The organism is Enterococcus casseliflavus NBRC 100478 (genome assembly GCF_001544095.1).
Taxonomy (GTDB): Bacteria; Bacillota; Bacilli; order Lactobacillales; family Enterococcaceae; genus Enterococcus_D; species Enterococcus_D casseliflavus.
In genome coordinates this window covers 25,302-37,296 of sequence record NZ_BCPT01000010.1, presented here as the reverse complement: position 1 = coordinate 37,296, position 11,995 = coordinate 25,302, and the positions used below count along the sequence as shown (strand labels likewise).

At 43.4% G+C, this 11,995-nt stretch carries 11 protein-coding genes; 7 read left to right on the top strand and 4 right to left on the bottom strand.

The features are described 5' to 3' along the window. The first annotated feature begins 8 nt into the window (after positions 1-8). From ECA1_RS09860 to ECA1_RS09845, 4 genes are all read left to right on the top strand, one after another. Complete coding sequence (locus ECA1_RS09860; protein WP_010748700.1) at positions 9-1,400, top strand: PTS galactitol transporter subunit IIC; 1,392 nt, start codon at positions 9-11, stop codon at positions 1,398-1,400. 28 nt (positions 1,401-1,428) lie between these two features. Then, entirely contained in the window at positions 1,429-1,680 is a 252-nt protein-coding gene (locus tag ECA1_RS09855) for a hypothetical protein (protein WP_008376154.1), read from the top strand. 17 nt (positions 1,681-1,697) lie between these two features. Then, positions 1,698-2,450: a class II aldolase/adducin family protein gene (locus ECA1_RS09850; RefSeq protein ID WP_010748701.1), complete on the top strand. Its 753-nt coding sequence runs from the start codon at positions 1,698-1,700 to the stop codon at positions 2,448-2,450. Between the two features lie 154 nt (positions 2,451-2,604). Then, the gene (locus ECA1_RS09845) at positions 2,605-2,895 is read left to right on the top strand and encodes a hypothetical protein (protein ID WP_236596099.1); all 291 of its coding nucleotides are present in this window, start codon (positions 2,605-2,607) and stop codon (positions 2,893-2,895) included. A 56-nt stretch (positions 2,896-2,951) separates the two neighbouring features. Here the strand turns inward: ECA1_RS09845 and ECA1_RS09840 are convergent, their stop codons facing one another. Continuing rightward, positions 2,952-3,812: an AAA family ATPase gene (locus ECA1_RS09840; RefSeq protein ID WP_060792377.1), complete on the bottom strand. Its 861-nt coding sequence runs from the start codon at positions 3,810-3,812 to the stop codon at positions 2,952-2,954. Between the two features lie 313 nt (positions 3,813-4,125). Between ECA1_RS09840 and ECA1_RS09835 the strand changes: the two genes are divergently transcribed. Beyond that, entirely contained in the window at positions 4,126-4,503 is a 378-nt protein-coding gene (locus tag ECA1_RS09835; protein WP_005227251.1) for a DUF1033 family protein, read from the top strand. After that, positions 4,436-6,508, top strand: a complete 2,073-nt coding sequence (locus ECA1_RS09830; protein ID WP_005227252.1) for a DNA topoisomerase III — start codon at positions 4,436-4,438, stop codon at positions 6,506-6,508. The genes ECA1_RS09835 and ECA1_RS09830 overlap by 68 nt, the downstream gene beginning before the upstream one ends. Positions 6,509-6,585: 77 nt before the next feature. Here ECA1_RS09830 and ECA1_RS09825 read toward each other — a convergent pair whose 3' ends face one another. Genes ECA1_RS09825 through ECA1_RS09815 form a run of 3 tightly spaced genes read right to left on the bottom strand, consistent with a single transcriptional unit; the run spans position 6,586 to position 10,580 of the window. Beyond that, complete coding sequence (locus tag ECA1_RS09825) at positions 6,586-8,139, bottom strand: response regulator (RefSeq protein ID WP_060792376.1); 1,554 nt, start codon at positions 8,137-8,139, stop codon at positions 6,586-6,588. After that, a complete protein-coding gene (locus tag ECA1_RS09820; RefSeq protein WP_010748706.1) occupies positions 8,117-9,565 on the bottom strand; it encodes a sensor histidine kinase in 1,449 nt (482 codons plus the stop codon). Before ECA1_RS09820 ends, ECA1_RS09825 begins: the two co-directional genes overlap by 23 nt. A 10-nt stretch (positions 9,566-9,575) precedes the next feature. Further along, positions 9,576-10,580, bottom strand: a complete 1,005-nt coding sequence (locus ECA1_RS09815; RefSeq protein ID WP_005227255.1) for an ABC transporter substrate-binding protein — start codon at positions 10,578-10,580, stop codon at positions 9,576-9,578. A gap of 232 nt (positions 10,581-10,812) precedes the next feature. Between ECA1_RS09815 and chvE the strand changes: the two genes are divergently transcribed. Continuing rightward, entirely contained in the window at positions 10,813-11,913 is a 1,101-nt protein-coding gene (chvE, locus tag ECA1_RS09810) for a multiple monosaccharide ABC transporter substrate-binding protein (protein WP_005231478.1), read from the top strand. Positions 11,914-11,995: the final 82 nt, after the last annotated feature.

Below are 11,995 nucleotides of genomic sequence, written 5' to 3'. Positions count from 1 at the left end.
TGAAAAAAATGCAAGTATTTCAAGACATTATCAATTATATTTTAGGTTTAGGTTCCGCTATTTTTGTGCCGCTAATCATTTTAATCCTAGGCTTGGTTGCAGGGATGAAATTCAAAAAAGCCTTTATGTCTGCGATCACGTTAGGTATTGCTTTTACTGGGATGTCGATGGTCATCGGCTTTATGTCAAATGCAGTTAGTCCAGCTTCCGAAGCATTGGCGAAAAATACTGGCTTGAACTTGCCTGCGCTAGATTTAGGTTGGACAGGAGCAGCAAGTATCACCTGGTCATGGTCTTATGCATTTGTTTTCTTTGCCGTCGTTCTTGGTGTGAATTTTGTCATGTTGATTTTGAACTGGACCAAGACGTTGAATGTTGATATGTGGAATGTATGGGGCAAAGCGCTGACTGCCTATCTAGTCTACTTTATCAGTGGGAGTTTACTTGCTGGGTTTATCACCGCCGTCGTACAGGTTATCTTGGAACTTAAGATGGGGGATATGTTCCAACGCCACATTGAGGACTTGACTGGTATTCCTTTAGTAACAGTGACCCACTTGATGAATATTTCAGCAGTACTTTTATTACCGATCAATGTGATTATGGATAAAATTCCTTTCTTTAATCGACGTGCCGATACCAAAGCCTTAAAAAAGAAAATCGGCATCTTCTCTGAAAATTCGGTGATGGGCTTTCTCATAGGCTTAGGCTTGGGGTTAGCCGCAGCCTATGGCGTGTCAGGTTCATTGAATTTAGCTATTCAAATCGCGACGGCAATGGCTTTGTTCCCAATGATCTCAAAAATGTTTATGCAGTCCCTTTCACCACTTGCTGATGCAATGTCGGAAATGATGAAAAAACGCTTTAAAGATCGGGAAGTTTACATTGGGTTAGATTGGCCTGTATTAGCTGGTCGCTCTGAGATTTGGGTCACTGCTATCTTGTTGGTACCTGTATTTATTGGCTATGCCATCATCTTGCCAGGAAATGCTGTGTTGCCTTTAGCAGGAATCATTAACTATTCGATCGCAGTAGGTGGATTATTGCTTACCGGCGGAAACTTGGTTCGTATGCTGATCATGGGGGTTATTTCGATGCCAATCTATCTATATGCAGCTACGTATTTGACGCCGATCTTAACGGGCTTAGCAGATCGAACCGGCGCAGTAGAAGGAATACAAAAAGGGCAGCAAATCACTTGGTCTTCGATCGAAGGACCAGAATTTCGAATTTTATTTGCAGAAGCGTTTAAAGGAAATATCTTGGGTATCGTCGGTTCCGTTGTGTTTATCGCAATGTTTGTCTGGTTGTATAAATATATGAGTAAGGTAAAGGTACCAAGTCAAAGATATGAAGAACAAGGGACCCAATCGACGCAAGTGCGTGCGACGAATGGCTAATATTTTCAAAAAGGAAAGGGCGACAGGAATGGGAAAGAGCGAAAAAATAAAATGGCAATTGCTTCTTTTTCTAGCAATTGGCTGCTATCTCTTAGCTTTGGTGACACAACAGTACCTATTTAATGTCGTAGCGATTGGTCTAGCAGTCTGTGTGTATAAATATGGCAGTCCAGTACTTTTTAAAGAATACGATGAACGGAAAAAGAAAAAAGAGGAAGAAGCAGCAAAAGTAAGAGAAGCTGTTCAAACAATCTTACGCAACAAAACGTTTGAAAAATAAAAAAGGTGGTCTTGAATATGTCAGATGGACGGATGATTTTTGAAAGAGAACGGGAAGATTTAGCACGAATCGTAAAGTTGATTTTTACCAGGAAGAATACAAATGTTGCAGGCGGTAATTTTTCTTTTAAAACAACCGATGAAACTGGAAAAGAATACATTATTATGACACCAACTATGATGTCAGAAGCCTATTTAGGAGAAGTCTCACCAGCCCAGATTTTAGTCGTTGAGCCTCATACGAGAAAGGTGATTGATGGGGTAGGTCAGCTGACACGAGAAATCAACTTACACGAAGCGGTTTATGATACGAATCCAGCGATAAAAGCAGTCTTACATGCCCATTCTCCTCACTCGATGTTTTGGGCAACCGCCGGATTGGATATGCCTAACTTAACGGAAGCTACCCAAAAAATTGGCTATATTCCTGTACTAGACTTTGAACCTAATTGCTCACCAGAATTAGCAGAATTAGTTTCTGATTATATGAAAAAAGAACAACTCGCCTTACCGAATATGTTGCTCCTCAACAGTCATGGGGTACTGATCAGTGCGCCAGGAGCATCTGGCATCGAAGCAATCCATAAAGCTTTGCAAATACTAGATACCACGGAATGGAATGCGGAAATTGCCTATAAGCAAACGATTTTCCAATCTTTAGGCTTGTTAGATGGTTTTTACTCCAAAGGGAGACAAGTAGGAACCCTTGAAGACTTGAAAAAACATACACCGATTTATAATAAAGAAGAAATTTTTGCTGGTGGTGATTAGCCAGCAAGTAATCATCTTTTTCGATTGATTAAAATCCAAGAACATTCGTTTACGAGTTCTTGGATTTTATTTTTTTATTCAAATTATGCTATAATTTAGATAGAAAATGAATGTTTTTGATGCATTGGCATTTTTAAAAGAAAGGAGGAGGAGCATGAATCGTACCAAAGCCAATCTCATGAAATGGGGGCTTGTCGTTAGTGTCGTAGGGGTGGTGATGCTTCATCAGACTCAGGTCATTTCAAGCCAAATCAACCATCTTGCCTTAGCCGTACTATGGGGTTTAGCCGGGTATTTGCTTGTTTTTAAAAAGTTCTACTTTTTGTCCTCTCAAATTGCGGGGCATTCCGATCAGTATAATCAAGCAGAAGTCAAGTGGGGCAAAATTGCGGGAGTGGTCGCCTTCTGTATTGCGCTGATCAATTTGATTTTGGTCTTTGTGTGAGTGCGACGGAAAAAAGCCACCAAAAGAAATCTTTGGCGGAAAATGGTTTACTTTGCTCATGATCGATCATCAAATTCGGCTTGGTGTGCTTGAAAAAAGCGGTAATACTGCTGGACACTGGCTAACTGGGTCCACTTCCGAACATCGACGGGCGTTTGATCCAAATCATAGATTTTGGCTTCCTTTAAAGATAAAACGAAAGGACTATGGGTAGCAATAATGAATTGACACTGTTCATAGCGGACAAAATCTTCCAGTAACTGCACCAGTTCCAGTTGACGCTCAGCAGAAAGAGAATTTTCTGGTTCATCTAATAAGTAAAGGCTGTTGGGACGAATCTTTTCTTGAAAGAAGCGAAAGGCACTTTCGCCATTGGAATATTCTCGGACATTGTCGATCAAGTGCTTACGGGTGAATTTAGACTGTGTGTTGGATAGTGCAAGATTGATTTTCTTCAATTCATGGTAATCGTCAAAACCCGTGAAACGAAAGTCTGCATACTTTGCTTGGTAGTATTCTTGGAATACTTCTTCTCGGAGATGATCGATCCCTTGATTCAAGTTTCGAATAGCCAGCATGTAATCAAAGACATCATCGCTGGTCAAAAGTACTTTTTCTTGCGGTTCGTCGATGCTGCCAGTAGTACAGTAGGCTAAGTAGTCCTCAAAAAAATTCGAGCGATTATACGCAGCAAAGCGCTGCGCGTGGATCTTTTCGGCAATCACGTTCAATGCGGTGGTTTTGCCAGAACCATTGCCGCCATATAAGATCGTGACCGGTTCAAAATCGATCTGCTGAAAAAGGCGGGCACTGAGAATCTGAAAAGGGTAGTAAGAATCATAAACGGTTCGTTTGATGGAAAGGAAAAAATCAAACTCGGTCTCTTGATCGGGAAAAGTGATTTGTTCGAGATACATGGGGCACCTCCTGGCAATTTCATGGTTGTCATTATTGTAGCATATCCATCGCAGTCAAATTTTTTTTACGAGGTTAAAATAAATCTTGTTTGATATTTTTTTAATCTTTTGATGTTATATTCACAACAGGAAACATCTGTGCTAGACTATAGGGGCATAGAAATGATGTAATCTTAAACAACCGATAAATCGTACAAAAAAAAACGAGGGTTTAATGAATTTTTAAAGCAATGTTTAAATGCTGAAACTTATTCCTTGCAAGTTTAAGTAAAAGTGACTAATATGAGGAAGGAATCGTGAAAGGAGCAATGGAATGTATCAAGTAGTAGTCATGTATGGGGACAATGAACCGTGGTGGTTTTTTGAGGGATGGCAGTCAGATATTCAAGAGGCGTTCACATTTGCAACTTTCAGCGAGGCGCAGTCATTTTATGAACAAAAATGGCAAGAAATCAGAGAAGAGTATTCGTACATAAATGCAAAATCAAACTTTATGACGGCTTTTTGGAATGAAGAAGACGAACGCTGGTGCGAAGAATGCGACGATTACCTCCAACAATATATTGGACTGGCATTGCTCAAAGAATATCAGCAAGTCGTCGATGAAAGCAGGAAAGATTTTTATGAAACAACTAATTCTAGCGGAAAAGCCAAGCGTTGCCAAAGACCTCAGCAAAGTTTTGGGCTGTGAGCAAAAACATAAAAATTATTACGAAGGACCCAAGGCGATCGTTACTTGGGCCCTTGGTCATTTATTGGGCTTGAAAATGCCTGAAGATTTAAACAAAGACTGGGCATCATGGCAGATGGAAACGTTACCGATGATCCCTAAGTCCATCGGGATCAAGCCGTTACCAAAAACCGGTCATCAACTAAAAGCCATCAAACAACTGGCTCAAAGAAAAGATGTCGGGGAAGTCGTGATCGCTACCGATGCGGGAAGAGAAGGGGAGCTAGTCGCTCGCTGGATTTTGGAGTGGGTTCGTTTTGACAAACCAGTCAAACGTTTGTGGATTTCTTCGCAAACCCCTAAAGCCATCAAAGAAGGCTTTGCAAAATTGCAGTCAGCCAAGCACTACGACAATCTTTACTACTCCGCCCTTGCGCGGGCAAAAGCCGACTGGCTGGTAGGGTTGAATGTCACCCGGGCATTGACGGTCAAATATCAAGACAATCTTAGTGCGGGTCGGGTCCAAACCCCTACCTTAGCTTTGGTGCGCAGTCAGGAAATGCAGATCGAGAGTTTCCGTCCGCAAACCTATCATGTGATTACCCTAAACGTAGGCGATGCCAAGGCCCGCCTGCAGCAAAAAAATCCCTATCAACTAAAAGAACGCAGCGACGCCGAAGCATTGGTCAAGCAAATGAGTCAACAAAATGGTCGCGTGACAGCGATCGAAGAAAAGGTCAAAACAGAAAGTGCGCCATTGCCTTATGATTTGACCGAGATCCAACGAGAAGCCAATCAGCGTTATGGATTTTCAGCCAAGAAGACCTTGTCGCTTGTTCAAAGCTTGTATGAAACCCATAAAATCGTCACTTACCCAAGGACGGATTCCAAGTATTTGACCAATGATATGAAGGCAACCATGAAGGAACGCCTGCAGGCAGTTGCGGATTTTGCCCCAGAAGTCAAAGGATACTTGAAAAATGGCGGACAAGTGGTGCAGCAAGCTGTCTTCAATGATAAAAAAGTTACCGATCACCATGCCCTATTGCCAACGGAACAGCGGGCACGTTATGAAAAATTAACTACCGATGAACAACGGATCTATCAAATGATCGTTAGTCGTTTCTTAATGCTCTTTGCGAAACCCCATAAAAAGCAGCAGCAGAAAGTGACCGTGACCTTTGGTTCAGAAACCTTTGTATTCAACCGCAATACCGTGTTAGAAGCGGGATGGAAAACGACTTCTGAAGAAGAAACCAGTGATGTGGCTTGGCAAAAAGGCAGTACCGTCAAGCCTGAGTTTACCATCCAGAAAGAGTTGACTACACCACCGAAACCGTTGAATGAAGGAACTCTTTTAGGCAAAATGGAAAAACACAGTCTTGGTACGCCGGCAACCCGTGCGGAGATCATTGAAAAGCTGATCAAATCTGAGCTGATGGAGCGGACCCCAAGCGGCTTGCAAGTATCGCCAAAAGGCAAGCAGCTGTTAGTCTTAGTCAATCCATCCTTGGTGACACCAGAATTGACGGAAAAATGGGAGAAGGAACTGGAAGCCATTGCGAAAGGCACCTATTCTGCCCAAACCTTCCTCGCACAAATCGAAGCAGACACAAAACAACTGGTCAAAGAAATCAAGCAAAGCGAAAGCAAGTACCAAGATTTCTCATTGACCCAAAAACGGTGTCCCGAATGCGGCGAACCCTTGCGGGAGAAAAATACCCGTGATGGCAAGATCTATGTTTGCTCCAGTGGGACCTGCAAGTACCGTCGTCGGAAAGACCCGAAAGTTTCAAACCGACGCTGCCCGCAATGCCACCGAAAGATGGAGATCATCGAAGGCAAAAACGGCGCCTATTTCCGCTGTAAATTCGATGGGACCACCGAAAAAATGGCGGATAAAAAGGAACGCAGCAAAAAGCTGTCGAAACACGAAGAACGCCGCTTGATGAACAAAATCAATCAAGAAGAACCGCAAGAAAGCCCATTAGCAGCTGCTTTAAAAGCTGCTATGGAGAAGAAATAACTGCATGAGGCAGAAAATGAAAAAGAGTGAGGACGATTTTGCTGTCCCTCACTCTTTTTTTGCATCCCTTCACTCATTTAGGCATTTTTTTGACGGTATTCTTTCGGTGAGATTTTTTCTTTCTTCTTGAACAAAAAGGAAAAATAATTTGGGTCATTGTAGCCAACATCAAAGGCGATCTCAGATAGCCGTAGATTGGTCGTTAACAGCAGTTCCTTAGCTAAGGTCAACCGTTGCTCGGTCAAGTATTCGATAAACGTAGAATCAGTGGCTTGCGAGAAGATGGTGCTGAAATGTGCTGGACTCAAATGAACTTTTTCAGCAACTACATTTAAGGAAATATTGGGATCAGAAAAGTGCTCACTGATAAAGGCTTTGGCTTGATTGATGACGCTTTGATATTTCGCCATTGCAGGATTGATGGGTTGTTGGGTCAATAATGGCAACAGTTCTGCCAGAGTCGTTTGATAGTTCTCTGGCTCATGGGTCAATGCCGCTAGATAGTCTAAGTCATGGGCGTGTTGAACGATCTGGGGCAGCGAATGACTGTCTTTTTTCTTCAACAATGCCAGCAGTTCGACTAAGACGAACAAACGGTACATTTGCGTTCGCTCAACGGTTCCTTGAGGCGCCATCAATTCAGCGATCAGCTCAGGGATCGTCTGTTTCCCAGCATTTGCCAGCCGTGAAGCAAGGTCGGTTTTGAAAGGATTGGTGGGGGACAGTTCCCCTTCGCGAATGTCGTCTTCATAGCTGATGATTTTTTCCTTGCGGATGCTGCCATAGGTTTTTAGCATATCACGAGCTTTCTGATAAGAAAGAGAGATACCCGAGAAGCGATCTGCTACCGGTCCGATCGCCACTGCTACTTCTTCCCCAGAACCATGAACGAGGCTTTGAGCGATCTGATAGGCTTTTTCTAAAACTTGTTCTCGGTCATGGTCAAAAAGCAAAAACTTGATGAAGCGGCTGGACACACTGGAGAACAAGACGGCATCATCTTGTTCATAGGCTTTGGTCAGCTGCTGGCTAAAGCGAGTGTAGTCAGAAAAGCTTTGATTGAAGGGGGTTTTTGCTAATAGCACACAAAACTGTTTACCTGAAAAGCGCCGGCCCAGTTCCTCTGCTTGCAAAAAGGCTTCTGAGATCGTGATCTTTTGTTTAAAGAGGTGATTCAGAAAGTGATTCTTTTTGATTTCCATTTCGAATAAATCGTCTTCTTTGGATAATTGCTGATGAGTGGCTTGTTGTTCATCTAAGTGTTGAACGACGGTTTTGATGGCTTGTTCTAATTCTTCGTTTTTGATGGGCTTGAGCAAGTAATCGTCTGCTTGCAGCTGCAGTGCCGTTTTTGCATAGTCAAAATCATCAAAGCCGCTAACGAAAATAATGCGAACTTGCGGCAATAATTTCTTGGCTTCTTTCGCAAAGACCAAGCCGTCCATAAACGGCATTTTGATATCACTGATAATAATATCAGGACGCAGATCAAGGATCGAAGCCAGCGCCAATTCGCCATCTGCGGCTTCATCGCTATAAACGATCGGGTATTGTTTGGCGAGAGTCATGATTTGGTGGCGCAAACTATCGCGAATCAGATGTTCATCTTCAACTATGAACACTTTGTACATGGTTGGGTTCCTCCCTTTTTGGTACTGTGACGTTAATCGTGGTGCCTTCTTGGTATTGACTGTGGATCGTCAGTTGCGCTTCGCTGCCGTAGTTCAGCTGGAGACGGCGATAGACGTTATATAGGCCATAGCCGCTCTCAGAGGCGGGATCAGTGGTTTCTTTAAGGTTACGACGAATCTCCTGCAAACGCTCAGGGTCGATCCCAACGCCGTTGTCACTGATGGTCATTTGAATCTGGTGAGGCAATTCTGACACTGTGATTCGAATCATGCCGACACGACGGACAAACTTGGTGCCATGATATACGGCGTTTTCAACAAGGGGCTGCAGGACCATTTTCAAAACCTGTAGTTCTGGACTGACGGTTTGATCTTCAATGGTGTAAGACAGCATCCTACCATAGCGGATCTGCAAAATCTTCAAGTAATCATCCACATGCCGCAATTCTTTTTCCAGCGGAATCCAGTCTTGCCCTTTGCTTAAGGAGATGCGGAAAAAATCTGACAGCGCATAAGTCATTTCGGTTGCTTGCTCGTAACGGGCAGCTTCAATCAAAGAAACGATCGCATCTAAACTATTATAGATGAAATGTGGAGTGATCTGGGCTTGTAAGACCCGCACCTCACTTTGGGCTAAGTGATACTGCTTCAAGGCATTTTCTTCCAAGAGCCGAGTCAAGTCATCTGCCATCCGATTCAAGCTACTCGTCAGAGTCCGCAGCTCTGGGGTTTCGGGCAGTTCTGCTCGGTAGCTCAAATGTCCTTGGGATAGTTCATTGGAAAGGTCTAACAACCGATCCAGCGGGTATTGCAGATTGTCACGAACAAAGCGGCGGTTTTTATTGATGATCGCAAAGATGATCAAAAGCAACACGACCTGAAAAAGGATTAGCAGCAACACGGATTGGACCAGTTCGTGATTGGTTTGGCTGGCTAAGCTGATCTCTACCCCGACAAACTGCTGCAAAATATCGGATAGCAAATCGATCACCGAATCCACTTGGATCATGACGTATTGGTTTTGTTCCACCGGTTCATCGTTGAGAATATTATCGATCAACTGTTGCTGATAGGTTTCTAAAGAATCGAGCGTCCGAAAGGCGACTGCTAAAATATTGAGCTCTTTGGCAGTGCTGGTATTTTCTTGAATGTGCTGCAGATCGCTCCTTAGTTCATCGATCACATTGGTTTCTTGGACTTGTGCGACGGTTTTTTGACCAAAGACTAAATCCCACATTTCTTCCAAGACAATGGCATCGACTTTTTCCGATAATTGATTGGCTTCTTCAATATTGTTGATGGTGTTTTGGTAAATAAAAATCTGCCGCGAGTAAAAGACACTGCTTACTACGAGGGGGATAAAGGCGACGAGGATCATCAGTTTGTTGGTCTGCTGGAAGATGCCCTTGATACTTTTTGTTTTCATCTTCATCTCCTCAATAATTTCTTGGTGGAATCTGATCAAAGTCCATATCACTGGAAAAAACTGTTTCATGGACATAGATTTCACGAGGAATGGCATCGGCGCCGCGAGCCAAGTAGCGCGAGATGGCATTTTTGACGAACACACCAGCATCTGGGTTGCATTCAACGACACAATTGACGATCCCTTGCTTCAATTTGTCGATCATTTCTTTTTGGGCATCGATCGATACGATCACCAAATCCTTCCCTGGCTCAATATCGGTTTTTTCGAGGGCTTCAAGAGCGCCAAGAGTCATCTCGTCATTGTGACTGAACAAGACATCGATCTGCTCCATTTTGCCTTCTGCGATGTATTGTTCAATGACTTCTTTGCCTTTGCGGCGAATGAAGTCACCATTTAGCTCATCTTTGACTTGGATCGTTACATTGTTGTGGGCATAATCACGCTTGATGGTTTCTCGGAACCCTTCTGAGCGCAAATACGTCGGAGAAGTAGCATCCAGTCCCGTCAATTCTAAAACATTGATCGTTTCATTTTGATGTTCTTTATAATAATTGCTGACGTAGAGACCTGCACGATTGCCCTCGGCTTTGAAGCTTGGCCCGATATGAGTCAGAAACAAGGAGGGATCGCTGACGTTGACATGACGGTCCACCACGAAAACGGGAATCCCCGCTTGCGCAGCTTCTTCCAAAATCGGTTCCCAATTGTTTTCCTGAATCGGGGTAAAGACGATGGCATCGACTTGATACACGATAAAACTGCGGATATCTTGAATCTGACGTTCTTGATTCATATAGCCGTTACGATAGAGCACTTCATAGCCTTCCTTCTCTAATTCAGTGCGAATCGATTCGGTGTGGCGCTTGCGCCAGCTGCTTTCTGTTCCCGATTGAGAAAAACCGATCACGATACTTTCTTCCGATGTTTCAGCGGTCGTTTCTTTGACTGCTTGGCAACCAGCCAAGAAAGACAAACACAACCAAACGAGTAACCCAATTTTTATATTCCTCATTTTTTTCACCTCTATGGTCTATTCTACTAAAAAATACGGAAGCGCTTTACACAAAATATCAAATCAAATAAAAACCAAGGGAATCTTAAAAAATCCAAGATTACGAAAAGAAATGGGGGCAACTGAGTCGTTTTTTCTCAAGAAATCCAAGAAACCTCGAAAAAATCTAAATGTAAGCGATTCCTTAACTGGCTATACTGAGAATGTAAGAAAAAGACATGGAGGGATCACAATGAAAGGTACTTTTGGTAAATTGGTCGTCCTAGCATCCACCTTATTGGTTGGCGGATTGTTAGCAGCTTGTGGGAATGGATCAGACAGCGGGGCAAACGGTGACGGAGACAAAGGATTTGTTGGGATCGCGATGCCGACCAAATCGGCAGAACGGTGGATCGCAGATGGCGACAACATGGTAGAAGAATTAGAGAAGCTCGGCTATAAAACTGACCTGCAATATGGAGAAGACAAAGTAGAAAACCAAGTGGCACAAATTGAGAATATGATCACCAAAGGCGTTGATACTTTAGTGATCGCCTCGATCGATGGTTCGGCACTGACAGACGTGTTGGAAAAAGCCCATAACGAAGATATCACAGTCATCGCCTATGACCGTTTACTGATGAACTCGGAATACGTCGATTATTATGCCACCTTTGATAATTTTGGAGTCGGCGTGCTGCAAGCGTCTTATATTGAAGACAAATTGGGTCTCAAAGACGGTGAAGGACCATTTAACATTGAATTATTCGGCGGCTCTCCAGATGATAACAATGCACTGATCAATTATAATGGGGTCCTTTCGGTCTTCCAACAATACTTTGACAGCGGACAGCTAGTCGTTCCTTCTGGTCAAACCAACTTCAACCAAATCGCTACTTTGCGTTGGGATGGTTCAACTGCGCAAGCTCGGATGGACAACTTGTTGAGTGCCAACTATACGGATCAAACATTGGATGCCGTTCTTTCACCTTATGATCCAATCAGCCTAGGAATCATTTCATCGCTTAAAGGCGTTGGCTATGGTTCTTCCGATAAACCACTACCTGTGATTACCGGTCAAGATGCGACGGTGGCAGGGGTGAAATCGATCATCGCGGGCGAACAGACCCAAACGATTTTCAAAGATACACGGGTGTTGGCGAAAAACACGATCGAAATGATCGAAGCCATCACCAATGGCGAGGAAGTGCCAGTCAATGATACGGAAACCTATGACAATGGCGTCAAAGTCGTACCAACCTACTTGTCAAATCCCGTTTCTGTGGATAGCGACAACTACAAAGAAGAACTGATCGATACCGATTACTATACAGAAGAAGAGCTAGGCATTTAAGCAAGAAGCGCTGATCCAGCGAGAAAAGATACATGGTTTCCCCGAAAGCAGTAGGGAAGAACGAATCATCCCCACTATTCGT